At 65.6% G+C, this 25,135-nt stretch carries 21 protein-coding genes and 1 tRNA gene; 16 read left to right on the forward strand and 6 right to left on the reverse strand.

The genetic code is table 11. The features are described 5' to 3' along the window. Positions 1-9 precede the first annotated feature (9 nt). From nuoI to pnp, 15 genes are all read left to right on the forward strand, one after another. The gene (gene nuoI, locus BA899_RS03040) at positions 10-498 is read left to right on the forward strand and encodes an NADH-quinone oxidoreductase subunit NuoI (protein ID WP_144347679.1); all 489 of its coding nucleotides are present in this window, start codon (positions 10-12) and stop codon (positions 496-498) included. Positions 499-526: 28 nt separating this feature from the next. After that, positions 527-1,135, forward strand: a complete 609-nt coding sequence (locus tag BA899_RS03045; RefSeq protein ID WP_159299757.1) for an NADH-quinone oxidoreductase subunit J — start codon at positions 527-529, stop codon at positions 1,133-1,135. A 17-nt stretch (positions 1,136-1,152) separates the two neighbouring features. After that, on the forward strand, positions 1,153-1,458 hold the full coding sequence (nuoK, locus tag BA899_RS03050) for an NADH-quinone oxidoreductase subunit NuoK (protein WP_144347678.1): 306 nt from the start codon (positions 1,153-1,155) through the stop codon (positions 1,456-1,458). Positions 1,459-1,461: 3 nt separating this feature from the next. Then, the gene (gene nuoL / locus BA899_RS03055) at positions 1,462-3,438 is read left to right on the forward strand and encodes an NADH-quinone oxidoreductase subunit L (protein WP_144347677.1); all 1,977 of its coding nucleotides are present in this window, start codon (positions 1,462-1,464) and stop codon (positions 3,436-3,438) included. Positions 3,439-3,440: 2 nt separating this feature from the next. After that, positions 3,441-4,952: an NADH-quinone oxidoreductase subunit M gene (locus BA899_RS03060; RefSeq protein ID WP_144347676.1), complete on the forward strand. Its 1,512-nt coding sequence runs from the start codon at positions 3,441-3,443 to the stop codon at positions 4,950-4,952. Between the two features lie 21 nt (positions 4,953-4,973). Beyond that, positions 4,974-6,413: an NADH-quinone oxidoreductase subunit NuoN gene (nuoN, locus tag BA899_RS03065; protein ID WP_159299676.1), complete on the forward strand. Its 1,440-nt coding sequence runs from the start codon at positions 4,974-4,976 to the stop codon at positions 6,411-6,413. Between the two features lie 7 nt (positions 6,414-6,420). Beyond that, positions 6,421-6,756, forward strand: a complete 336-nt coding sequence (locus tag BA899_RS03070; protein ID WP_144347675.1) for a DUF2818 family protein — start codon at positions 6,421-6,423, stop codon at positions 6,754-6,756. A 38-nt stretch (positions 6,757-6,794) separates the two neighbouring features. Next, positions 6,795-6,871, forward strand: a tRNA-Met gene (locus BA899_RS03075). A 125-nt stretch (positions 6,872-6,996) separates the two neighbouring features. Next, positions 6,997-7,449 carry a ribosome maturation factor RimP gene (gene rimP, locus BA899_RS03080; RefSeq protein ID WP_110883087.1) on the forward strand — a complete coding sequence of 151 codons (453 nt, stop codon included), beginning with the start codon at positions 6,997-6,999 and terminating at the stop codon, positions 7,447-7,449. A gap of 34 nt (positions 7,450-7,483) precedes the next feature. Beyond that, positions 7,484-8,980, forward strand: a complete 1,497-nt coding sequence (gene nusA / locus BA899_RS03085) for a transcription termination factor NusA (RefSeq protein ID WP_159299677.1) — start codon at positions 7,484-7,486, stop codon at positions 8,978-8,980. A 31-nt stretch (positions 8,981-9,011) separates the two neighbouring features. Further along, positions 9,012-11,645, forward strand: coding sequence for a translation initiation factor IF-2 (gene infB / locus BA899_RS03090; protein ID WP_110883085.1), 2,634 nt, complete (start codon positions 9,012-9,014; stop codon positions 11,643-11,645). A gap of 2 nt (positions 11,646-11,647) precedes the next feature. Further along, positions 11,648-12,028 carry a 30S ribosome-binding factor RbfA gene (gene rbfA, locus BA899_RS03095; protein ID WP_148121799.1) on the forward strand — a complete coding sequence of 127 codons (381 nt, stop codon included), beginning with the start codon at positions 11,648-11,650 and terminating at the stop codon, positions 12,026-12,028. Between the two features lie 9 nt (positions 12,029-12,037). After that, entirely contained in the window at positions 12,038-12,967 is a 930-nt protein-coding gene (truB, locus tag BA899_RS03100) for a tRNA pseudouridine(55) synthase TruB (RefSeq protein ID WP_159299678.1), read from the forward strand. Between the two features lie 44 nt (positions 12,968-13,011). Continuing rightward, positions 13,012-13,281: a 30S ribosomal protein S15 gene (gene rpsO / locus BA899_RS03105; protein ID WP_110883082.1), complete on the forward strand. Its 270-nt coding sequence runs from the start codon at positions 13,012-13,014 to the stop codon at positions 13,279-13,281. Positions 13,282-13,314: 33 nt separating this feature from the next. Further along, positions 13,315-15,426, forward strand: a complete 2,112-nt coding sequence (gene pnp, locus BA899_RS03110) for a polyribonucleotide nucleotidyltransferase (protein WP_159299679.1) — start codon at positions 13,315-13,317, stop codon at positions 15,424-15,426. Positions 15,427-15,499: 73 nt separating this feature from the next. Here pnp and BA899_RS03115 read toward each other — a convergent pair whose 3' ends face one another. Both BA899_RS03115 and BA899_RS03120 read right to left on the reverse strand, forming a co-directional pair. Next, positions 15,500-17,569, reverse strand: a complete 2,070-nt coding sequence (locus BA899_RS03115) for an exonuclease domain-containing protein (RefSeq protein WP_159299680.1) — start codon at positions 17,567-17,569, stop codon at positions 15,500-15,502. Positions 17,570-17,571: 2 nt separating this feature from the next. Next, complete coding sequence (locus tag BA899_RS03120; protein ID WP_157809056.1) at positions 17,572-17,946, reverse strand: response regulator transcription factor; 375 nt, start codon at positions 17,944-17,946, stop codon at positions 17,572-17,574. A gap of 120 nt (positions 17,947-18,066) precedes the next feature. Between BA899_RS03120 and BA899_RS03125 the strand changes: the two genes are divergently transcribed. Further along, positions 18,067-19,953, forward strand: a complete 1,887-nt coding sequence (locus BA899_RS03125) for a DUF294 nucleotidyltransferase-like domain-containing protein (protein WP_159299681.1) — start codon at positions 18,067-18,069, stop codon at positions 19,951-19,953. 50 nt (positions 19,954-20,003) lie between these two features. On the opposite strand, the gene BA899_RS03130 is transcribed toward BA899_RS03125, so the two are convergent. The 4 genes from BA899_RS03130 to gluQRS all read right to left on the reverse strand — a co-directional run bounded on the left by BA899_RS03130 (position 20,004) and on the right by gluQRS (position 25,121). Next, positions 20,004-21,758: a sodium:solute symporter family protein gene (locus BA899_RS03130; protein ID WP_110883078.1), complete on the reverse strand. Its 1,755-nt coding sequence runs from the start codon at positions 21,756-21,758 to the stop codon at positions 20,004-20,006. A 15-nt stretch (positions 21,759-21,773) separates the two neighbouring features. After that, on the reverse strand, positions 21,774-22,040 hold the full coding sequence (locus BA899_RS03135) for a DUF4212 domain-containing protein (protein ID WP_110883077.1): 267 nt from the start codon (positions 22,038-22,040) through the stop codon (positions 21,774-21,776). Positions 22,041-22,213: 173 nt separating this feature from the next. Then, positions 22,214-24,151: an acetate--CoA ligase gene (acs, locus tag BA899_RS03140; RefSeq protein WP_148121806.1), complete on the reverse strand. Its 1,938-nt coding sequence runs from the start codon at positions 24,149-24,151 to the stop codon at positions 22,214-22,216. Positions 24,152-24,191: 40 nt separating this feature from the next. Next, positions 24,192-25,121, reverse strand: coding sequence for a tRNA glutamyl-Q(34) synthetase GluQRS (gene gluQRS / locus BA899_RS03145; RefSeq protein WP_159299682.1), 930 nt, complete (start codon positions 25,119-25,121; stop codon positions 24,192-24,194). Between the last annotated feature and the right edge of the window lie 14 nt (positions 25,122-25,135).

Genomic DNA, 25,135 nt, shown 5'->3' on the forward strand with positions numbered 1-25,135 from the left:
TAGGCAACCATGCAGTCAGTGAAGGAATTTTTCGGCACGTTCATGCTGACCGAACTGCTCAAGGGCATGCGGTTGACCGGTCGGCACCTGTTCGAGGCCAAGTACACGCTCGAATACCCCGAGGAGAAGGCGCCGCAGTCGCCGCGGTTCCGCGGTCTGCACGCGCTGCGCCGGTATCCCAATGGCGAGGAGCGCTGCATCGCCTGCAAGCTCTGCGAGGCGGTCTGCCCGGCGCTGGCGATCACCATTGATTCCGAGCAGCGCGAGGACGGCACCCGTCGGACCACGCGCTACGACATCGATCTTTTCAAGTGCATCTACTGCGGCTTCTGCGAAGAGTCCTGCCCGGTGGATTCCATCGTCGAGACGCGCATTCACGAGTACCACTTCGAGGAGCGCGGCGAGCAGATCATGACCAAGCAGGATCTTCTCGCGGTCGGCGACAAGTACGAAGGCCAGCTGTTCAAGGACCGCGCCGCCGACGCACCATATCGATAAGCCTCAGGGGGGGTAGGGGCACGACGTGATTGAGAAAGCGATATTCTATTTTTTCGCGGCGATCCTGCTGCTGGCGGCGACGCTGGTGGTGACCGCCCGCAACCCGGTGCACTCCGCGCTGTCTCTGGTGCTGGCGTTTTTCAGCAGCGCCGCGCTGTGGCTGCTCATCGAGGCGGAGTTTCTGGGCATCGCACTCGTGCTCGTGTACGTCGGGGCGGTCATGGTGCTGTTCCTGTTCGTGGTCATGATGCTCGACATCAACCTGTCGGTGATGCGCGAGGGGTTCGCGCGCTACCTGCCGCTGGGGGTCCTGGTGGGGCTGGTGATGGTCCTGCAGATGCTGCTGGTGATCGGCGCCGGCGTGATCGATCTGGAGCCCGCGCAGCAGGCGGCGGTCGGCGGGGCGCTGGATGGCAACAACATCCGCCTGCTCGGCAGCGTGCTCTATACCGTCTACGTGTATCCGTTCGAGCTGGCGGCGATCGTGCTGCTGCTGGCGATCATCGCGGCCATCATGCTCACCCACCGGCGGCGGGGTGATACCAAGCATCAGGACATTGCCGCGCAGGTCCGCACCCGGAAGGCCGATCGGCTGCGGATGGTGCGGATGCCAAGCGAACGCGATTCCGACTCATAACAACAACCGGGGCTTACATGTTAGCGCTCTCCGACTATCTGGTCCTCAGCGCATTGCTGTTTTCCATTGGCATGGCGGGCATCTTTCTCAACCGGAAGAACGCCATCGTCCTGCTCATGTCCATCGAGCTCATTCTGCTCGCCGTGAACTTCAACTTCATCGCCTTCTCGCATTTCCTCGGTGATATCCACGGCCAGGTGTTCGTGTTCTTCATCCTCACCGTCGCGGCGGCGGAGTCGGCCATCGGCCTGGCGATTCTCGTGGTGCTGTTCCGCAACCGGAGCACCATCAATGTCGCCGACCTGGATACCATGCGGGGTTAGGGAATGAAGTCGATCTATCTGCTTATCGTGCTGGCGCCGCTGTTCGGCGCCGCAGTGGCCGGGCTTGCCGGCAGGCGCATCGGCTGGAAGAACGCGCACCGCCTGACTGTGGGGGCGGTGGCGGTGTCGGCGCTGCTGTCGCTGGTGGTCCTCTACCAGCATGTCTGGGGCGGTGTCGGCGTTTTCAATGAATCGCTCTATCAATGGGCGCTGGTCGGCGGTCTCAACCTCGAGGTCGGGTTTCTGGTCGATCGCCTGACCGCGCTGATGATGGTGGTGGTGACCACGGTGTCGCTGGCGGTCCACGTCTACACCATCGGCTACATGTACGACGACGCCGGTTACGCGCGGTTTTTCAGCTTCATCAACCTGTTCACCTTCTCGATGCTCATGCTGGTGATGGCCAACAACTTCCTGCAGCTTTTCTTTGGCTGGGAAGCGGTCGGTCTGGTGTCCTACCTGCTCATCGGCTTCTGGTACCAGAAGGAAACGGCGATCTTCGCCAACCTCAAGGCGTTCCTGGTCAACCGGGTGGGTGACTTCGGGTTTCTGCTGGGGATTGCCGCGGTGCTGACCTACTACGGCAGCCTGGATTACGCCCAGGTCTTCACGGCCGCGGCCGCCGCGCCGGATCAGACCATGACGCTGTTCGGTACCGAAGCACTGGTGGCCACCGTCGCGGCGATCCTGCTGTTCATCGGGGCCATGGGCAAATCCGCGCAGGTGCCGCTGCATGTCTGGCTGCCCGATTCCATGGAGGGCCCCACGCCCATCTCGGCCCTGATCCACGCCGCCACCATGGTGACCGCCGGCATCTTCCTGGTGGCGCGGCTCTCGCCGCTGTTCGAACTCTCGGACGTGGCGCTGTCGGTGGTGCTCATCCTGGGCGCGGTCACCGCCCTGTTCATGGGGCTGGTCGGGCTGGTGCAGACCGACATCAAACGGGTGATCGCCTACTCCACGCTCTCGCAGCTGGGCTATATGTTCGTCGGCCTGGGCGCGTCGGCCTACGCCGCCGGCGTGTTCCACGTCATGACCCACGCGTTTTTCAAGGCGCTGCTGTTCCTGGGGGCGGGCGCGGTCATCGTCGCCCTGCACCATGAGCAGGACATGCGCCGCATGGGCAACCTGCGCCGTTATCTGCCGGTCACCCACATCACCATGCTGCTGGGGACGCTGGCGCTGGTCGGGACGCCGTTCTTCTCGGGGTACTACTCCAAGGACGCCATTATCGAGGCGGTGCATCTCGCCGACCGCTTCGGGGCCGGCTTCGCCTACTGGGCGGTGCTACTGGGCGTGTTCATTACCGCGCTCTACAGCTTCCGCCTGTACTTTCTGGTGTTCTGGGGCGAGGAGCGGATTGATCCCCATGCCAAGGAGCACATCAAGCAGCTGCCCCGGTACGTGCTGCCGGTGATGGAATGGCCGCTGGTGGCGCTGGCGATCCCGTCGGTGGTGCTGGGGTACTTCACCATCGAGCCGCTGCTGTTCGGGGACTTCTTCGGCTCGGCGATCCAGGTGGCGCCCGCCAACGACGTGCTGGCCGAAAAGGCGAAGAGCTTCCACGGGCCATTCGCCTTCGGCCTGCATGCGGCCGTCAATCCGGCGTTCTGGCTGGCCGTTGCCGGCGCGGTACTGGCGTGGTTCCTGTATCTCAAGCGGCCCGATCTGCTGCCTGCCATCAACGCGCGGCTGTCCCTGGCGGTGCGGGTGCTCAAGCGCAAATACGGCTTCGATGACGTCTACAACACCGTATTCGCCGGCGGCGGGCGCCTGCTCGGCCGGGCCCTGTGGCGCGGTGGCGATCAGGGGCTGATTGACGGTGTCATCGTCAATGGCACCGCGCGCACCGTCGGGCGGCTTGCCACGGCGCTGCGGGGCGGGCAGACGGGTTTTCTTTATCACTATGCCTTCGTGATGATTGTCGGCCTGCTGGTTCTGCTGACGGTGTTCGTGGGTAGCTGGCGGGGGTGGTTCTGAACATGTTGGGAGGTTGGCCTTTGCTGAGCCTGTTGATCTGGCTGCCGATCCTGGGCGGCGCGGTCGTCCTGTGGACGGGGCGCGATAACGCGGATCGGGCCCGTTGGTCGGCGCTGGCGGTCGCCGGGCTCACCCTCATCCTGGGGCTGGTGCTGTGGTTTGGCTTCGAGACCGGCGTCGCCGGCATGCAGTTTGTTGAACGGGCGCCGTGGATCGAGTCCTTCGGCATCGAGTATTATCTGGGCGTCGACGGCATCTCGATGCCGCTGGTGGTGCTGACCGCCTTCTCGACGCTTCTGGTGGTGATAGCGGCCTGGGAGGTGGTGCGCTACAAACCCGCCCAGTACCTGGCCGCCTTTCTGATCATGGAAGGCATCATGATCGGCGTGTTCAGTGCCCTCGATGCGCTGCTGTTCTACGTCTTTTTCGAGGCCATGCTCATTCCGATGTTCCTGATCATCGGCATCTGGGGTGGGCCGAACCGCATCTACGCGACCCTCAAGTTCTTTCTCTACACCTTCCTCGGATCGGTGATGATGCTGGTCGCGCTGATCTACCTGCGCGGCCAGGCGGGCAGCTTTGCCATCGAGGATTTCTATGGGTTGGGGCTGCCGTTCGCGGCCCAGGTGCTGATCTTTCTGGCGTTTCTGGCCGCCTTCGCGGTCAAGGTGCCGATGTTCCCGGTTCACACCTGGCTGCCCGACGCGCACGTCGAGGCCCCCACCGGCGGCTCGGTGATCCTCGCGGCGATCACGCTCAAGATCGGTGGTTACGGCTTCCTCCGCTTCAGTCTGCCGATCGCGCCCGAGGCCAGCATGGCGCTGGACTGGCTGCTGATCGGGCTGTCGCTGATCGCGGTGGTCTACATCGGCCTGGTGGCGATGGTGCAGGAGGATCTGAAAAAACTCATCGCCTACTCATCCATCGCCCACATGGGCTTCGTCACTCTGGCGTTCTTCCTGATCTTCCGCATCGTGGCCGGCGAGGGCACCCGCGATGGCGCGCTGCTGGCGCTTGAGGGCGGGCTGGTGCAGATGATTTCGCACGGCTTCGTGTCGGCGGCGATGTTCCTGTGTGTCGGTGTGCTCTATGACCGCATGCACACCCGGCGTATCGCCGACTATGGCGGGGTGGCCAACCGCATGCCGGTGTTTGCCGGGTTGTTCGTGTTCTTTGCCATGGCCAATGCCGGGCTGCCGGGCACCTCGGGGTTCGTCGGTGAATTCATGGTGATCCTCGCAAGCTTCCAGGCGGGTTTCTGGTATGCGGCCATCGCCGGGCTGACCCTCATTCTGGGCGCCGCCTACAGCCTGTGGATGATCAAGCGCGTGGTCTATGGCCAGGTCAGGAACACGCAGGTGGATGAGCTGCGCGACATCAATGCGCGTGAGCGCCTGCTGCTCGGCAGCCTGGTGGGTGTGGTGCTGTTCTTCGGCGTGTATCCGGCCCCCCTGATCAATGTCATGGCGCCTTCGCTGGAAGCGCTTCTGGGCATCGTGATGCCCGCTCTCTAGTATGCAGGCCAGAGGACGATAATGAATTTCGAAATGCCGCAATTCGCGATGGCCGCCCCGGAGATCTGGCTGGGGGTGATGGTCTGTGTCGTGCTGATCGCCGATCTGTTCGACCGCAGCCAGCAGAGCCGGCTTGCGTTCTTTCTGACCCAGCTGACGCTGCTGGGGGCCATCGGTCTCGCGCTCTACACCCACTGGGGTATGGAGCGGGCGATCACCTTCAATGGCATGTACGTCAGTGACAGCCTCGCCGCGGTGCTCAAGGTGACGGTGGCCGGTCTGTCCATGGTCACTCTTGGCTACAGTCGTGATTACCTGCGCCAGCGCGATCTGCTCAAGGGCGAGTTCTACCTGCTGGCGCTGATCGCCAATCTGGGCATGTTCGTCATGGCATCGGCCAGCAGCCTGCTGGTCCTGTACGTCGGACTCGAGATGCTCTCGCTCAGTCTCTATGCCATGGTCGCCTTCGACCGTGACAGCCGCATCGGTGCCGAGGCGGCGATGAAATACTTCGTCCTGGGCGCGCTGTCGTCGGGGATGATGCTCTATGGCATGTCGATGATCTACGGCGCTTCCGGCAGTCTGCTGATCGACACCATCGCGAGTCACGCGGCGGCCGGCGATAATCTGCTGCTCATGGCCTTCGGCATGACCTTCGCGCTGGTGGGGGTCGCCTTCAAGTTTGGTGCCGCGCCTTTTCACATGTGGCTGCCGGACGTCTATCAGGGCGCGCCGACCTCGGCCACGGCATTCCTGGGCACCGCGCCCAAGATCGCGGCGCTGGCGCTGTTTCTCCGTCTGCTGGTGGACGGGCTGGGCGATCTGCATGATCAGTGGCAGGCAATGGCCGTGCTGCTGGCGGTCGGGTCGCTGGCGGTCGGCAACCTGTTCGCGCTGGTGCAGACCAACTTCAAGCGCATGCTGGCCTACTCCACGATCTCGCATATCGGCTTTCTGTTCCTCGGCCTGATCGCCGGGACGCCCGAGGGCTATTCGGCGGCGCTGTTCTATGCGATCAGCTACGGGATCATGGCCAGTGGCGCTTTCGGGATGATCATCCTGCTCTCCCGGCGCGGGTTCGAGGCGGAGATGATTGACGACATGCGGGGGCTCAACGACCGCCATAGCGGCTTCGCGCTGGTCATGCTGCTGCTCATGTTCTCAATGACCGGCATCCCCGGCACGGTGGGATTCTATGCCAAGTGGCTGGTGCTGCAGTCGCTCATCGACACCGGCATGATATGGCTGGCGGTGGTAGCGGTCGTGTTCGCCGTCATCGGGGCGTTCTATTACCTGCGGGTGCTCAAGGCGGTGTACTTTGACCGGCTCGAGTCGCCAGTGCCGATCGAAGCGCCCGCCGGCCAGCGGGTCATCGTCGCGCTGAACGGCGGCGCGATCCTGCTGCTTGGGCTGTTCCCGGACCGGCTGATTGAAATCTGCCGGATCGCGTTGGGGCTCTGACCCGACGATGGCGACGCAGACAGCGATCATCGCGTTGTTGGTGGTGGCCATTATCGCCGCCAACCTGCCCTGGATGAGCGAGCGGGTGGCGTTCGTCGGGACGCCGCCCGCACGCGGTAAGTCGGAATGGATCCGGCTGGTGGAATGGCTGCTGCTGTTCTGTCTGGTCGGACTCATCGCCGCGGGGCTTGAATACCGCACCCAGGGACAGCTGCAGGCGCAGGGCTGGGAGTTCTGGGTCATGAACCTGTCGCTGTTCGCGGTCTTCGCGCTGCCGGGATTCATCTACCATCACGATCTTCGCCGCCGGCTTCAGCGTCGCGGGCGGCGTCGCGAGTCTTGAAAAATGCGATCGGAGCGTCTAACATTCGTCGAGTCGGTTGCGGGGTGGAGCAGTCCGGTAGCTCGTCGGGCTCATAACCCGAAGGTCGCAGGTTCAAATCCTGCCCCCGCTACCAATTAGGCATCTTCGAGAAGGCCGCTTGCGGCCTTTTTTTTTGCCGGTGTTGCAGTCGCGACAGCCGGCGTTGAAATGGGCCTCGGGCCCATTTTTTGTTCCGGCAGGGACCGGATACGAACAGACATGAAAGCGCCCGAACACGTTACTGAACTGCTTGAGCCGGTCATCGAAGGACTGGGCTACGAATGTGTCGGCCTGGAGTTTCAGCCCGGCCGGCGCGATGCCTGTCTGCGCGTATTCATCGACGCTCCGGCGGGCATCACCGTCGATGACTGCGCCCGGGTCAGCCATCAGGTCAGTGGGGTGCTCGACGTTGAAGACCCCATTGCCGGGGACTATCACCTCGAGGTCTCTTCTCCCGGGCTCGATCGCCCGGTCTTCAAGTCCTCCGATTACCAGCGGTTCGCCGGCGAGACAGTGCGTCTGCGGCTTCGCGAGCGGATCGACGGGCAGCGCCGGATCAGCGGTCGACTTGAGGGGCTGACCGACGGGGGCGTGGCGGTGGCGTCCGAGGACGGCCGCCGGGTCGTGCCGCTGGAGGCCATCGACAATGCACATATTGAGCTGGAGCCGTAAGCCGCGGCGTAATCCAATCGGAGAACGGTAGACGATGAGCAAGGAAATTCTGCTGGTGGTCGACGCGATCGCAAACGAGAAGGGTGTCGAGCAGGAAGTGATCTTCCAGGCCATCGAGGCCGCTCTTGCCTCGGCGACGCAGAAGCGCCATGAGGGCGAGATCGGTGCCCGGGTCTCGGTCAATCGGCGCACGGGCGATTACGAGACATTCCGTGTCTGGGAGGTGGTCGAGGATGACGCCGAGCAGGAGTATCCCGATCAGCAGCTGACGCTCAGCGAGGCCCGTGTCATCGACCCCGAGGTCGAGGTGGGCGGCACCATCGAGGAGCCGCTGGAGTCCGTGGAGTTCGGCCGTATCGCCGCGCAGACCGCCAAGCAGGTGATCGTCCAGCGGGTCCGCGACGCGGAACGCGCGAAGGTGGTGGAGGCCTACCGCGATCGCACGGGTGAGCTGATCTCGGGCGTGGTCAAGCGCGTCGAGCGGGGCAACGTGTTTCTGGATCTGGGCAGTAATGCCGAGGCGTTCATCCCCCGCGAGGAGATGATCCCGCGGGAGGCGGTGCGCCCCGGCGACCGACTGCGGGCCTGGCTGCGCGAGGTGCGTGAAGAGGCCCGTGGGCCGCAGCTGTTCGCCAGCCGCTCGGCACCGGAGTTTCTCGTCGAACTGTTCAAGCTCGAGGTGCCCGAGGTGGGCCAGGAGCTGCTCGACATATTGGGCGCCGCCCGCGACCCGGGCCTGCGCGCCAAGATCTCGGTGAATGCGCTGGACAGCCGCATCGACCCGGTGGGGGCGTGTGTGGGGATGCGTGGCTCGCGAGTGCAGGCCGTGTCCAACGAGCTCTCCGGTGAGCGCATCGACATCATCCTGTGGAACGAGAATCCCGCCCAGTTCGTCATCAACGCGATGGCACCGGCCGAGGTGGAGTCCATCGTCGTCGATGAGGATCGCCATAGCATGGATATCGCCGTGGGCGAGGATCAGCTCTCCCAGGCCATCGGTCGTGGTGGGCAGAACGTCCGCCTCGCCAGTGAGCTGACCGGTTGGGAGCTCAACGTCATGACCGCTTCCGAGGCGGAGGCCAAGAGCGAGTCCGAGGCGGCGGAGCTAGTCGATCGATTCGCCCAGTCGCTGGATGTGGACGAGGATCTGGCCGGGCTGCTGGTCGAGGAGGGCTTCTCGAGTCTCGAGGAAATCGCCTATGTACCGGTGGTCGAGCTGCTCGAGATCGAGGGCTTTGACGAAGACCTCGTCAACGCACTGCGGCAGCGCGCCCGCGACGTGCTGGCCGAGCGTGAAGCCGAAGCCGCAGCGGCGGAGGCGCCGGCTGAGGACCTGCTCGGGCTTGAGGGTATGGACACGGCCGTCGCCGAGCAGCTCGCCGCGCGGGGAATCCAGACCATGGAGGACCTGGCCGAGCAGTCGGTGGATGATGTAAGTGATATTGAAGGTCTTGATGCGGAGCGCGCAGGAGCGCTGATCATGAAGGCCCGAGAGCCCTGGTTCGCCGACGCCGGCGAGGGTCAGGACTAATCTCGGTAAAGCCGGGACGGAGGTATTGAATATGGCGCAGAGCACAGTCCGGGATTTTGCAGACAGGACGGGCGTGCCGCTGGATCGGGTGCTGATCCAGCTCCGCGAGGCGGGGCTGGCCAGCGATGATCCCGACGCGACGCTCTCCGATGCGGACAAGTCCGCGTTGCTCGAGCATATCCGCAAGACCCACGGTCGGCGCGATGACAGCGAAGACGGTGGACCGTCGCAGATCACCCTCAAGCGGCGCAGTCACAGTCAGCTCAAGATGCCCTCGGGCGGCGGTGAGCGGCGCAGTCCGCGGGGCAGCCGCGGCGCCGGCGCCGGGCGGACCGTGAACGTGGAGGTGCGCAAGAAGCGGACCTACGTCAAGCGCAGCGTGGTCGAGGCCGAGGCCGCCGAGCAGGATGTCCAGGTGCTCGAGCGTGTCCTCCAGCAGGACGTGACGGCCGCCGAGGAAGCGCGTCAGGCCGAGGCCCAGCGCCAGGCCGACGCGGCGGCCCAGGCCGAGGCCGATCGGCAGGCCCGCGAGGCGGCGGAAGCCGCAGAGGCCGAGGCGCGCGCCGCCGAGGGTGGCACCGCGGCCGACGCCGAGTCCGCGACCGCCGGCAGCGAAACCGCCGCTGAGCCGGCCCAGTCGCCGGCCGATCTCGAGGCGCAGACGCAGAAGACCGAGTCGGAAGCGGCGCGCAACAAGGAAATCGAGGACGACAAGGAGCGCAAGCGCCTCGAGGCCGAGGCCAAGCGCGAGCGGGAGGCCGAGGAGCGGGCCGCCCGCAAGGCGTCGCGCGGCAAGGGCAAGGCACGCAAGAAGGCCGAGTCCGGTGGCCGGCGGGCGCGCAAGGGCGGCGCCGCCGGTGCAGCGAGCTCGGCACTCCAGCAGGGGTTTGAAAAGCCCACCGCGCCGGTGGTGCGCGATGTTCAGGTGCCCGAGAACATTACCGTGGGCGATCTCGCCCAGCGCATGAGCGTCAAGGCGGCGGACCTGATCAAGGAAATGATGAAGCAGGGTGTGATGGCCACCATCAACCAGGCGATCGATCAGGACACGGCCGTCCTGCTGGTCGAAGAGCTGGGGCATCGCCCGCACATCGTGCGCGAGGACGACCTCGAGGATGAGGTGCTCAGTCAGACCACCGAGCCCGAGGGCACAGAAGAGCCGCGGTCGGCGGTGGTGACCATCATGGGCCATGTCGACCACGGCAAGACGACCCTGCTCGACTACATCCGACGTGCCAAAGTGGCGTCCGGCGAGGCGGGCGGCATCACCCAGCACATCGGTGCCTATCGGGTGCACTCCGAGCGGGGCGATCTGACCTTCCTCGATACGCCCGGTCACGAGGCGTTCACCGCCATGCGGGCCCGCGGGGCGCAGGTCACCGACGTGGTCATCCTGGTGGTGGCGGCCGATGACGGCGTCATGCCGCAGACCGAAGAGGCGGTGAAGCATGCCCGTGCGGCCGGTGTGCCGCTGGTGGTGGCGGTCAACAAGATCGACCGCGAGGAGGCCGATCCCGATCGCGTCAAAAACGAGCTGGTGGCCCGCGAAGTCGTCCCCGAGGAATGGGGCGGCGATACGCAGTTCATTCCCTGCTCGGCGATCAACGGCCAGGGCGTCGAGGAACTGCTCGAGGCGGTGGCGCTGCAGGCGGAGCTCCTCGAGCTCAAGGCCGTCCGCGACTGCCCGGCCTCGGGCGTGGTGGTGGAATCCAGCCTCGATCGTGGCCGCGGTCCGGTGGCGACCATTCTGGTGCAGAACGGCATCCTCGAGCAGGGCGATACGATCATCTCGGGCACCGAGTTCGGTCGTGTCCGCGCCATGCTCGACGAGCGGGGCGAGCGCGTGAAATCGGCGGGGCCATCGACACCGGTGGTCATCCTGGGGCTTTCGGGGCTGCCCGAAGCCGGTGACGAGGTCCTGGCCGTCGAGGACGAGCGCAAGGCCCGCGAGCTGGTGGACCGGCGCCGCGAGAAGAGCCGCGACAAGCGCCTGCAGGCGCAGAAGGCGGCCAAGATGGACGAGCTGTTCAACTCGATGCAGGACGAGGCGGTGAAGACCGTCAATCTGGTCATCAAGGGCGACGTGCAGGGCTCGGTCGAGGCGCTGACCCAGTCGCTGGCCAACCTGTCCACCGACGAGGTGCGCATCGTACCCGTGGCCACCGGCGTCGGCGCGATCAACGAGTCCGACGTCAACCTGGCGATCGCCTCCGAAGCCCTGCTGATCGGCTTCAACGTCCGTGCCGATGCCAAGGCCCGGCGCCTGGCGCAGGAAAACGACGTCAAGCCGCATTACTACAGCATCATCTACGACGCTATCGATCAGCTGCGCAATGCCATCAGCGGCATGCTTGAGCCGGAGACCCGCGAGAACATCATCGGCACCGCCGAGGTGCGCGAGGTGTTCCGCTCGTCACAGCTCGGCCAGATCGCCGGCTGCCTCGTGGTGGACGGCGTCGTGCGGCGTCGCAACCCGATCCGGGTGCTGCGCGAGAGCGTGGTGGTGTTCGAAGGCGAGCTCGAATCGCTGCGCCGCTTCAAGGACGACGTCCGCGAAGTGCAGTCGGGCACCGAGTGCGGCATCGGCGTGAAGCACTACAACGACGTGCGCGCCGGTGACCAGATCGAGTGCTACGAGCGCATCACCGTCGAGCGGACCCTCTAGGGATGCCACGGGACTTCTCACGGGCCCGCCGCGTCGGCGACCAGATCCAGCGCGAGCTGGCCGGGCTCATCCGGGACGAGGTCCGCGATCCCCGCGTGGGGTCGGTCACCGTCTCGGAGGTCCAGGTCAGCCGCGACTTTTCCTACGCCGATGTGTTCGTCACCGGTCTGGGGATGGACGCCGATGAATCCCGAGACATGGTCCGGGTGTTGACCGGCGCCGGCGCCTTTCTGCGCCATCAGCTCGCACAACGACTGACCCTGCGCAAGGTGCCCACACTGCGCTTTCAGTACGATCCCACCTTCGAGCGGGGTGCGCGGCTCAACCGCCTGATCGACGATGTCCAGCCGGATGACGGGCCGGGCTCGCGGGATTCGGACTGACCCGGGGCGATGGGGCGTCGCAGGGGCCGCGCGGTGGACGGGATCCTGACGGTGGACAAGCCCGCCGGGCAGACCTCCAATCAGACCCTGAGACGGGTCAGCGGCTGGCTGGACGCCCGCAAAGCGGGGCATACCGGCAATCTCGATCCGCTGGCCACGGGACTGCTGGTGATGTGTTTCGGTGAGGCCACCAAGATCAGTGGCTGGCTGCTGGATGCCGACAAGGCCTACGTGGCGACCGTGCGCCTGGGGGTGGTCACGGATAGCGCCGATGCCGATGGAACGCCGCTGGATGAACGGCCGGTGCCCGCCGTTGATGCGGGCGACCTCGAATCGGTGCTAGCGCGGTTCCGCGGGCCCATCGAGCAGGTCCCGCCCATGGTCTCCGCACTCAAGCATCAGGGGCGTCGCCTGCACGAGCTGGCCCGCGAGGGCCGGACGGTGGAGCGGGCGCCCCGGCCCGTGACCATTCACTCGCTGACCGGCGAGTGGATCGAGGCCGACCGGCTGCGGCTGACGGTCAGCTGCTCCAAGGGCACCTACATCCGCAGCCTCGCCGCCGATATCGGCGAGGCACTGGGCTGCGGCGCCCACATTGAAACGCTGCGGCGCACCGCATTGGGGCCCTTCGACGGTGATGGCATGTGGACCCTCGACGCCCTTGAGCAGCGTTACCAGAGCGGTTCCGGGGCGCTGGATGCCTGCCTCCTGCCGGCCGACCGCGGACTGCGCGGTTATCCGGCGGTGACGCTCCCCAGCGGCGAATCGGCGCGTTTCTGCCAGGGGCAGGCGGTAGCCCTGGCGGCCGACGAAACGGCGCCGACCGGGCTCTGCCGGGTCTATGCCGAGGCGGAGGGTTTTCTTGGCATGGGTGAGCGCGCCGGCGACCGCGGCGTCGCGCCCCGGCGTTTGCTTGTTCAGCGACGCCCCCACGGATAGAATATCGAGTTGTTGTTAATCAGTTTTTCATTCAGGAGTCATTGATGTCGCTCAGCGCGCAGCAGAAGCAGGAGATCGTCCGTGATTACGGGCGGGCGGAAGGCGATACCGGATCCCCGGAAGTGCAGATCGCGCTTCTCACCGCCCGGATCCAGTACCTCACCGATCATTTCGCCACCCATAAACAGGACCATCACTCCCGCCGCGGGCTGCTCAAGCTCGTCAATCAGCGTCGGCAGCTGCTGGATTATCTCCACCGCAAGAGCCTCGAGCGCTATCAGACGGTGATCAAGCGACTCGGCCTGCGTAAGTAAGCCGCTCCACAGAAGACCAGGGGATAAAACTCAGTGACTCCAACTGCCGTCAAAAAATCTTTCCAATACGGGGAACACAACGTCACGCTCGAGACCGGCAGGATTGCCCGGCAGGCGAGCGGGGCGGTCATGGTCAACATGGCCGATACCGTTGTCCTTGTCACGGTCGTCGGCAAGCGCGAAGTCGTGCCCGGACGAAGCTTTCTGCCGCTCACGGTCAACTACCAGGAGCGGACCTACGCGGCGGGCAAGATCCCCGGCGGATTCTTCAAGCGCGAGGGCCGGCCGTCCGAGAAGGAAACCCTGGTCTGTCGTCTGATCGACCGGCCGATCCGGCCGCTCTTCCCCAACGGCTTCACCAACGAGGTGCAGGTCGTCGCCACGGTGATTTCCATGAATCCCGAGGTCGATCCCGACATCCCGGCACTGATCGGCACCTCGGCGGCGCTCGCGGTCAGCGGCATTCCGTTCGATGGGCCTATCGGCGCCGCGCGCGTCGGCTATCGGGATGGCGAATTCGTCCTCAACCCGGCGATCTCGCAGCTCGAGGACTCCGCACTGGACCTGGTGGTGGCGGGCACCGAGCAGGGTGTTCTCATGGTCGAGTCCGAGGCCGACCGGCTGCCCGAGCAGACCATGCTCGACGCGGTGCTGTTCGGTCACGAGCAGATGCAGTCGGCCATCACGGCCATTAACGAGCTGGCGGCCGAGGCCGGTAAGCCGCGCTGGGACTGGTCACCGGAGACGGCCGACCAGACGCTGGCCGAGCGGGTGCGCGAGCACGCCGAGAAGCCGCTGACCGACGCCTATGCCGTGGCCGACAAGCAGGCCCGGCAGGAGGCCGTCGCCAGTGTGCGCGAGACCGTCAACGCGGCGCTGGTCGCCGCCGACGACAGCGAGCAGGGCTGGTCCGGAGAAGCCGTGAGTGATGCCTTCAAGGCCCTCGAGAAGACCATCGTGCGCGGTCGGATCCTCGCCGGCGAGCGGCGCATCGACGGGCGGGACAACCAGAGCGTGCGGCCCATCGACATCGAGGTCGGGTCGCTGCCGCGTACCCATGGCTCCGCGATCTTCACCCGCGGTGAGACCCAAGCGATCGTGGTCACGACCCTCGGCACCGGCCGCGATGCGCAGATCATCGACGGCATTGAGGGCGAGCGCCGCGAGCCGTTCATGCTGCATTACAACTTCCCGCCCTACAGCGTCGGCGAGGCCGGCTTCATGGGCACGCCCAAGCGCCGCGAGATCGGCCACGGCAAGCTCGCCAAGCGCGGCGTCCAGGCAGTGATGCCAGAGCCCGAGGACTGCCCCTACGTGGTGCGCGTGGTCTCCGAGATCACCGAGTCCAACGGTTCGAGTTCCATGGCGTCGGTCTGCGGGACCAGTCTGTCGCTGATGGACGCCGGCGTACCGATCAAGGCGCCGGTGGCCGGTATCGCCATGGGGCTGATCAAGGAAGGCGATGACTTTGCCGTGCTCACCGACATCCTCGGTGACGAGGATCACCTCGGCGACATGGACTTCAAGGTGGCCGGCACCGATAGTGGTGTGACGGCGCTGCAGATGGACATCAAGATCGATGGCATCACCCGCGAGGTCATGGAACAGGCCCTGAGCCAAGCCCGCGACGGGCGCTTGCATATCCTCGGCGAGATGAACGGCGTCATCGCCGAGCATCGCGAGGAGATGTCCGCCTACGCGCCGCGACTGATCACCCTGCGGATTGATCCGGACAAGATCCGGGACGTCATCGGCAAGGGCGGCGCCACCATCCGCCAGCTCACCGAGGAGACCGGCACCACCATCGACATCACCGATGAGGGCGTGGTCACCATCGGATCGGTGGACAAGGCGGCCGGCGAGGAGGCTCGGCGCCGGATCGAGCTGCTGACCGCCGACGTCGAGGTCGGACAGGTCTATGAGGGTAAGGTCATCAAGTTGATGGACTTCGGCGCCTTCGTGAACATCCTCCCCGGTCGCGATGGGCTGGTGCACATCTCGCAGATCTCGGACCGGCGGGTGGAGAGCGTCTCCGACGAGCTCGCCGAGGGTCAGAACCTGCGGGTGAAAGTCCTCGAGGTGGATCGCCAGGGCCGTATCCGCCTGAGCATCAAGGCGCTTGGCGAGGAAGAGGCCGAGAGCTGATTACCGCTATCGTCCCGCCCGGACGGTCGGTCAGAACCCCCGCGGTCCCTCGGGCCCCGGGGGTTTTTCATGTCTAGAAGGCGCGCTGCTGGCGGCGGAACTCGACCATTTTTTCCTGGGCGTCAATCGCCTCCTCAAGCCGGTTGATGCCCGCCTCGGGGAGCAGTCCGAAGAGCTGGATCATGATCTCAGCGGTGGTCAGCGAATCCCCCAGCGCGGTGTGACGCCCACCGACGCCCACCCCCAGCCGCCGGGCGACGCCTTCAAGGGTGTGCTCGCCGGTGTGGTCGTGCAGCAGGATGGACAGCAGCAGGGCGTCGAGCGTGGGATGATCAAAGCGCACCCCGCAGCGGCGCTGCCTGAGGCGCAGGAAGCGCATGTCGAAGGCGATGTTGAAGCCCACCAACACGGCGTCGCCGGCGAATGCATGAAAGCGCCGGATCACCTCGTCCACCGGCGGGGCATCGGCCACGTCTTCGTCATGAATCCCATGAATGCTTGATGCCAGCGCCGGGATCGGACGCTCCGGGTTGGCGAGTAGCTCGAAGGTCTCGCCGTGCATGACCCGCCCCTGGTGGATGCGCACGGCACCGATGGCGACGATTTCATCGCCATGACCGGGCTCGAGGCCCGTGGTCTCGCAGTCAAAGACGACATAGTCGAGATCGCCGAGCCGGGTGTCGGCCGCCTCGCCCAGCGCCCGCACCGGCTCGGCCTCGTCGGCGGCGAAGTCGTAGTACTCGGGCCGCGCGGCGACCGGGGTGGGCGCCTCGGTCTTCGCCGGCGCACCGGGCAGTGGCAGTCGAAGCAGCGCCCGATGGGGCCGTGACAGGTCCGGCTGACTCCACACGGTGGTGTCATGACGCTGCAGCACCTCGCGCAGGGTCACCGTCCCGCCGACATCATCGAGGCCCGCATCCAGCCACTCGTCGAGCTGATCGGGGCTGACGACGTCGCCCGACCAGTTCATATCCAGATAGACCAGGCTGCCCTGGCCGCGTCCGGATACGGCGACGGCGCTGACCGCCAGGGTATCGGCCAGACGCATCAGCAGCGCCTCGATCACCTGGCTGAGCAGATAGGGTTCCGCGGACACCCACACATCGGCGCTGCACTGCACCCGGGGCAGCCGGCCTCCCGCGGCGTTTTTCTTGATGCCGGCGATCAGGCTGCCGAGGTGCAGGTCCTCCAGCCGCCAGTTATCGGTGACCATCGAGGCGGTCTCATCGGACAGGTGCGCGAAGGCATCGGTCAGGCGTCGGGTCTCTTCATGCAGCATGCGCCCGAAGCGCTCGGCGTCCTCACCCATCTGCGCCTGCTGGGCCAGTCGCAGGCTTTCGCTGACGGTGCACAGGCTGGTCAGCGGATCGCGCAGCGACTCCACCGCCTCGCGCAGGCTCTGCTCGCGCCGCAGCACCGCCCGGGTCTGGCGCGAGACGTCGGTGAGGGTGATGACAAAGCCGTCGGTCCCCGGATCGTCGGTGATCAGCCGCGCCACCCGACAGCGCAGCAGTCGCTCGCCACTGGCGGTCGCGCAGACCAGTTCGGTATCGGCGTTGCTCGCGGCATCGGCGGAGGGATCGATCAGGCTCAGCGCATGCCGCAGCGGCCCGTCGTTGAGGACTTCATGCAGATAGCGCCCCAGACCCAGCGCCGGTTCGGCGTCCAGCAGCACGCGCGCGGTGCGGTTGTAGAGGGTGATGCGACCATCATCCCGGCAGACCACGACGCCTTCACGGATCTCGCGCAGGATGGTCTCGAGCCGGGCCTTGCGGGCTTCGATGCGGGTGGTCCAGGCCGAGGCGGCTTCTTCCATCTCGCGGCGACTGCGCGCCAGGGTGCCACCGAGCTGCTCGATGGTCTCGGGCAGGCGACCCAGCCAGTGCCGCGACGGCAGCTCCAGTCGATGGCCGGGGTTGGAGCCGGCGATTATCCCGGCCCCGCGCTCGGTGGCACTCAGCGGACGGGTCACGCGCCGATCCAGCAGCAGGCCGCCGATAAGCGGTGCCAGCCCCGCCACCGCACCGGCCAGCAGCGGATGCAGCCCACTCAGCAGGAATGCCGCGGGGCCAGCGAGCAGGGCGATGGCCGCTGTCGATCCCCATAGCCGCTTGCGCAGCCGCGGGAGCCGAAAGGCTCTCACCCTCAGGCGGCTCCGCTCGCCAGCGACCGGATCCGGCCGAGGATGGCCGCGGGATCGAACGGCTTGACGATGAAGTCCGTGGCACCCAGCGAAAACGCCTTCTCGCGCTCCACCTCGAGGCTGTGCGAGGTGAGCATCAGGATCGGCAGGCCCATCGGGCCTGACCCCTGTAGCAGGCGCTGGCAGAGGTCGTACCCGTTGCGGTCGGGCAACGTGGTGTTGACCAGGGCGACATCCGGGGCGGCCTCGGCCATTGCGGCCTCGGCCTGGTTGCCGCTGTTGGCCAGTGCCACGCGAAAGCCCGACTGCTCGAGTAGAAAGCGCAGGGCACTGGTCAGGTTGGATTCATGGTCGACAATCAGAATTGTTTTAACCATCAGCCACTCAGCATCCGTGGATGCTGCCTCCTCCTCTTTTCCGCCAGTATAGGCTACTCCCATGCCCGTTTGTCGAGGTACGCTGCCGGTAGACGCCGATGAACCACGCGGGAGATAGCGATGAGCGACGACACGGCCGATACCGACGCGTCGGTGGTGCGCGGATTTCTGGACGCGCATGCGCCCTTTGACCGCCTGCCGCGGGCCCTGCAGCAGCATTTCCGCGAGCATTGCGAGGTCTGCCGCTACACCGCCGGCACCGTCATCCTCGAGCCGTCGGTGGAGCCCGCCGGTTACTTCTACCTGATCGTCGACGGGCAGGTGCGCGCGGAACGCCCCGGCGGTGAGCGCTTTGACATGGGCCCCGGGGATAACTTTCCCATGGCCGCAATGATCGGTCAGCGGGCCACGCGCACGGTCTATCGCGCCAGCACGCCCACCCAGTGTCTGCGCGTTCCCCGGACCACCTTCGAGCACCTCGTCAGCGAAAGCCCGCTGTTCCGCGACTATTGTCTGCGCGGGGTGAGCGGGCTGCTCGACCAGGTCCAGCAGGATATCCAGCACCGTGCCGCCGGCAATCTGGGCAGCGATACCACCATGGATACGCCGCTGGGAGAGCTGATGAACCGGCACCCGCTGACCTGCGAGGCGCATACCTCGGTGCGGGAGGCCGTAGCCACCATGCATGCGCGCAAGGTGGGCAGCGTGCTGGTCACCGACCCGGACGAGCGTCCCCAGGGCATCTTCACCCTGCATGACCTGCGGGGCGTCGTCGCCGAGGGCAGTCACCTGGACGAGTCGCTGGCGGCGGTGATGACCCGCGAGCCAGTCACCCTCGACACCCAGACCTATGCGTTTGAGGCGGTGGTGGAAATGGCGCGTCACCACATCCGGCACATGATCGTCACCGATCCGCAGGGCCGGCTCGCCGGTGTCATCTCCGAGCGCGATATCTTTGCCCTTCAGCGGATCAACCTGGTCCATCTGACCCGCTCGATCACCGGCGCCGAGGACGTGGACGCGCTGGTGCTGGCCCGCGGCCAGGTGGGGGCGCTGATCGACAGCATGATGGCCCACGGCGCCGGCGTTGAGCAGATCACCCGCATCATCACGCTGCTCAACGACCGCACGGTGACCCGCGCCATTGAACTGGTCCTGGCCGAGCGCGGCGACCCCGGCGTGGCGTTTACCTGGATTGCCTTTGGCAGCGAAGGTCGACGCGAGCAGACGCGGGTGACCGATCAGGACAACGGGATTCTGTTTGACCCCGGCGATGAGACGCCGGAGGCGGTACGCGAGCGTCTGCTGCCGCTGGCACGGCGCATCAACGAGGTGCTCGACGCCTGCGGTTTTCCGCTGTGCACGGGCAATGTCATGGCGAGCAATCCGGGGCTCTGCCTGAGCTTTGCGGAGTGGGAGGCCACCTTTGGCCGGCTGGTGGCCAGTGCCACGCCGGAGAACGTGCTCAGCTCGACCATTTACTTCGATTTTCGGCCCGTGTGGGGGGATCTGGTCACCGGCGAGGCCCTGCAGCGCCGGGTGGTGGAGCTGGCGGCCGGCAACTCGGTCTTCCTGCACACCCTTGCGGCCAACGCCCTGGCCATCAAGCCGCCGCTCGGCGTGTTCCGGGACTTCGTCACCGATCGCGATGCCGATGGTGTGCATCGACTGGATCTCAAGGTGCGTGGCCTGACCCCGTTCGTGGATGCCGCCCGGGTGCTGGCCCTGCAGGCGGGGATCGCCGATGGACACACCCAGACGCGTCTGCGCGAGCTGGCCCGCGCGGGGGTGCTGAGCGCCGAGGATGCCGGGGCGTTCGAGCGCTCGTTCGCCTTTGTGCAGCTGCTGAGGATGCGCGAGCACCAGCAGCAGTCGGTGACCGGCGACACCATGGGGAATCGGCTGGATCCGGAGAACGTCAATCCGATGGATCGGCGGATCCTCAAGGAGGCTTTCCGCGAGGCGCGGCGGCTTCACAAAAAGCTCGAAGTGCGGTTCCAGCTATAAAAAAACCCCGGTGGCAGGGCCACCGGGGTTTTTCTAACGGGTCAGGGCGCTCAGGAAGCGCGCGGGACCCGGATGCTCTCCACCAGTTCCTGGATGTTCTCCGGCGGCGGCGCCGTTGCTCGTGACACGAGCGATGCAACGATGACGTTGATCAACGCGCCGATGGCACCGATGGACTGCGGTCCGATCCCGAACAGCCAGTGCTCCGGCGTGTCCGGCAGCATGTTGGTGCCGGGGATGAAGAACCAGCCCTTGAAGATGAACACATACACCAGGGTGAAGCTGAGACCCGAGAGCATGCCTGCGATGGCGCCGGCACTATTCATGCGCCGGTTGAAGATGCCGAGCATGAGAACCGGGAACAGCGACGAAGCCGCCAGCCCGAAGGCCAGTGCAACGACCTGTGCCGCGAACCCTGGTGGGTTCAGGCCCAGGTAGCCTGCTACAAGGACCGCCACACCCATTGCGATTCGAGCCGCTAGCAATTCGCTCTTCTCGCCGATCTTCGGGTTGATGACGCCCTTGATCAGGTCATGGGAGACCGATGAGGAGATCGCCATGAGCAGTCCCGCCGCCGTGGACAGGGCCGCCGCGAGGCCACCCGCGACGGTCAGGGCGATCACCCAGTTGGGCAACTGCGCGATCTCCGGGTTGGCCATGACCATGATGTCACGGTCAACGGTCAGCTCATTGCCTTGCCAGCCATAGGACTCGGCCGTGGACTCGAAGGCCGGGTTGTCGCTGTTGTAGTACTGGATACGGCCGTCATCATTCTTGTCGTCCCAGGCGAGAAGACCGGTCTCTTCCCAGCGCGAGAACCAGCCCGGCACGTTCTCGTAGGCCAGGTTGCCGTCTTCGGCCCCGATCTCGCCCGGCTGGACGGTGTTGATCAGGTTGTAGAACGACATCGCGCCCACGGCCGGTGCCGTGGTGTAGAGGATGGCGATGAAAATCAACGTCCATCCGGCCGACAGTCGGGCATCCCGGACCCGCGGCACCGTGAAGAAGCGCACGATGACGTGGGGCAGACCGGCTGTACCGATCATCAGCGACATGGTCAGGAAGAACATGTTGAGCGTGGTGCCCTTCATCGCCGTGTACTGCGAGAAGCCAAGATCAACAAGGATGTTGTCGAGCTTGTTCAGCAGATAAGTGCCATCGGCGACGGTCCCGCCCAGACCCAGCTGAGGTGCCGGATTGCCGGTGATGGCCAGCGATATGAAGATGGCCGGAATGGTGTACGCGAAGATCATCACGCAGTACTGGGCGATCTGGGTATAGGTGATGCCTTTCATGCCACCGATCACGGCATAGAAAAAGACGATCGCCATCCCGATGAAAAGCCCAAATTCGTAGCTCGTCTCCAGAAAACGCGAAAACGCGACACCAATGCCCTTCATCTGACCGATGACGTAGGTGATCGAGGCAACGATCAGGGCAATGACCGCAATGACGCGGGCCGTCTTGGAGTAGAACCGGTCGCCGATGAATTCGGGAACCGTGAACTTGCCGAATTTGCGCAGATACGGCGCAAGTAGAAGTGCCAGGAGCACATAGCCGCCGGTCCAGCCCATCAGGTAGACGGAGGCGTCATAGCCCAGAAAGGCGATCAGACCGGCCATTGAGATGAACGATGCCGCGGACATCCAGTCCGCTGCGGTGGCCATGCCGTTGGCAATGGGGTGAACCCCCTTGCCTGCGACGTAGAATTCGCCGGTGCTTCCGGCCTTGGCCCAGATCGCGATACCGATGTACAGGACGAAGGTGGCGCCGACAATCAGATAGGTAGTGAGTGCGAGATCCATGTCGAATTCCCCTCGTTACTTTTCGTACACGTCGTATTTTCGATCCAGCGCGTTCATGCGGAACACGTAGACGAAAATCAGGACGATGAACGTGTAAATCGCGCCCTGCTGGGCGAACCAGAAGCCGAGGGGATAGCCCGCAATCATGATGTTGTTGAGCAACGGGGCGAGAATGATGCCCAGTCCATAAGAGACGACAAACCAGATGATCAGCAGTGTGATCAGCAGTCTGACGTTCTCCTTCCAGTAGGCCATGGCGGCCTGTTCCTGATTAGAAGCCATGCTTCCGCTCCTCCTGCGGTGATGTCGTATGACAGTGTCGTCCAGCGACCTGTCGCTTTTTGTGATTATGGATGCGTCGAAATCTCGTCCGGTTGGTCAGATCCTCCCTGGCTCGATTCATTGTTGTGAGATCGCCCGGCGACCCCCTTGAGGGCGTCGCCGGGCCGTGGTTGCTACTGGTTGGCCCGCTGGCTGATCAGGTCATCCACCACACCGGGGTCGGCCAGCGTGCTGGTGTCTCCCAGACTGTCCAGCTCGTTGGTGGCCACCTTGCGCAGGATGCGCCGCATGATCTTGCCCGAGCGGGTCTTGGGCAGGCCCGGCGCCCACTGGATGACATCGGGCTTGGCGATGGGGCCGATTTCGCTGCGCACGAGACTGGCCAGTTCCTTTTCCAGATGGTCACTGGGCTCTGTGCCCTGCACCAGCGTGACGTAGCAGTAGATCCCCTGACCTTTCAGGTCGTGGGGGTATCCCACCACCGCCGCCTCCGCGACGGCATCATGCAGCACCAGCGCGCTCTCGATTTCGGCGGTGCCCATGCGATGGCCGGAGACATTGAGGACGTCGTCCACCCGCCCGGTGATCCAGTAATAGCCTTCCTCGTCGCGGCGCGCGCCGTCGCCGGTGAAGTACTTGCCCGGATAGGTCGTGAGGTAGGTGTTCATGAAGCGTTCATGGTCACCGTGGATGGTGCGCATCATGCTGGGCCACGCCCGGGTGAGGCACAGGTTGCCCTCGGTGGCGCCCTCGAGCACGTTGCCCTCGTTGTCCACCAGCTGCGGCTCGACACCAAAGAACGGCAGCGTGGCGGAGCCGGGCTTGAGGTCGATGGCGCCGGGCAGTGCCGAGATCATGATCGCGCCGGTCTCGGTCTGCCACCAGGTGTCGACGATGCGGCAGCGCTCGTCGCCCACCACGCGGTAGTACCACTCCCAGGCCTCCGGGTTGATGGGCTCGCCAACCGTGCCCAGCACCCGCAGCGACTGGCGGGAGTGCTTTTTGACCAGCGCCTCGCCCTGACCCATCAGTGAGCGGATCGCGGTGGGAGCGGTGTAGAAGATGTTGACCTGATGGTCGTCGATGATCTGCCAGAAACGCCCGGCATCGGGATAGGTCGGAACACCCTCGAACACCAGACTGGTGGCGCCGTTGGCCAGCGGCCCGTAGACGATGTAGCTGTGACCGGTGATCCAGCCGACGTCGGCGGTGCACCAGTAGACCTCGCCGTCGTGGTAGTCGAAGACGTACTTGAAGGTCATCGCGGCCTGCAGCAGATAGCCCCCGGTGGTGTGCAGCACCCCCTTGGGCTTGCCGGTGGACCCCGAGGTATAGAGGATGAACAGCGGATCCTCGGCGTCCATCGCCTCGGGGGCACACTCATCGGACGCGGCGGCCAGCGCCTTGCCATAGTCGATGTCGCGCGCGTCGTTCCACGACACCGGGTTGCCGGTGTGGCGGACCGTGATCACCGAGTGCACGGCGTCGAGGCCATCAATGGCCTTGTCGACGTTTTCCTTGAGCGGGACCGGCTTGCCACTGCGCAGCCCCTGATCGGCGGTGATCACGGTGCGGCAGTCGGCATCGACGATGCGATCGCGCAGGGCATGCGGCGAGAACCCGCCGAAGACGATGGAATGCACCGCCCCGATCCGCGTGCAGGCCAGCATGGCGACCACGGCTTCCGGGATCATCGGCATGTAGATCGAGACCCGGTCACCCCGCGAAACGCCGCGGGACTTGAGCACGTTGGCCAGCCGACAGACATCGGCATGCAGTTCGCGGTAGGTGATGTGCCGGGTGACGCCCGGCTCGTCGCCTTCCCAGATGATGGCGTTGCGATCACCGTGGGTGTCGAGGTGCCGGTCCAGGCAGTTGTAACTGACGTTGAGCTTGCCGCCTTCGAACCAGCGAATCTGCCCCTTGGTGAGGTCGTTATCACTTACGCGGTCCCAGGTCTCGAACCAGGTGAGGAAGGCCTCCGCCTGTTCGGCCCAGAATGCGTCCGGCGCTTCCAGTGACCGGCGGTACATGCGCTCGTACGCTTCGCGGCTGAGCAATGCGTGATCGGCGGTTTCCGGCGGCACCGGATAGCGTTTTTCTGCGGCCATGCCGTTTTCTCCTCCTGAATGACAGCGTTCGACGTCTGTTCTATACCTTATGGACCCTATACTGCGGGTGTTGGAGGCCTGATGCCAAGCCATCGCGCGCAATTGCCCCGGATTGCCAGTGGCCAACCGCCCATTCCAGAAGCATCGCGGGTGGGGCATCCGCCAGGTCGGCCGGCGGAGGATGCCCGAGAAAGGCCAGCGCGTCGGCCACGGCGGCCCCCGCCCGACGGGTATCCACGGGCGGCGCCGCGTTGGTTTTGCTGAGCTTGCGGCCCTGGGGGTCGGTGGCGACGGGCACATGCAGGTGGCGCGGCTGCGGCAGGCTCAGGGCGCTGCGCAGCAGCATCTGCGGGGGCGTCGCGGGCAGCAGGTCGGCACCCCGGACCACATCGGTGACGCCCAGCGCGGCGTCATCCACCACCATGGCCAGGTGATAGGCGTGCAGGCCATCGCCGCGGCGGATCACGAAGTCGCCGATCACGGCCGCGGGGACCAGGGACTGTGGGCCCAGGCGCCGATCCTCGAAGCCAAGGGGGCCATCGGGGACGCGGAACCGCCAGCTGCGCGCTTCACGGCCGGCGGGCAGGCCGTCGCGGCAGGTCCCGGGATAGATGATACCGGCCGGGCCCGCCTCGCCGCCCGCGGCCACCTCGCGCCGGGTGCAGGCGCAGGGGTAGGCGGCGCCACTTGCCTGGAGCCTTTCGAGGGCCGCCTGATAATGATCGCGGCGCGCGTCCTGGACCTGCACCGGGCCGTCCCATTCGAGGCCCAGGGCCTCCAGTGCCGCGCGGATGTCACGCGCGGCCGAGACCCGGGCGCGGCCGCGGTCGACGTCATCGATGCGCAGTCGCCACTCGCCACCGGCCGCCCGTGCATCCAGCCAGCTCGCCAGCGCCGCGATCAGCGAGCCGCGGTGGAGCGGCCCGGTCGGGCTGGGGGCGAAGCGGCCGATGTAGCGCGTGTCGGTCATAGCACCATCCATGC

The sequence above is a fragment of the Spiribacter sp. SSL99 genome, from assembly GCF_009805925.1.
GTDB lineage: Bacteria > Pseudomonadota > Gammaproteobacteria > Nitrococcales > Nitrococcaceae > Spiribacter > Spiribacter roseus.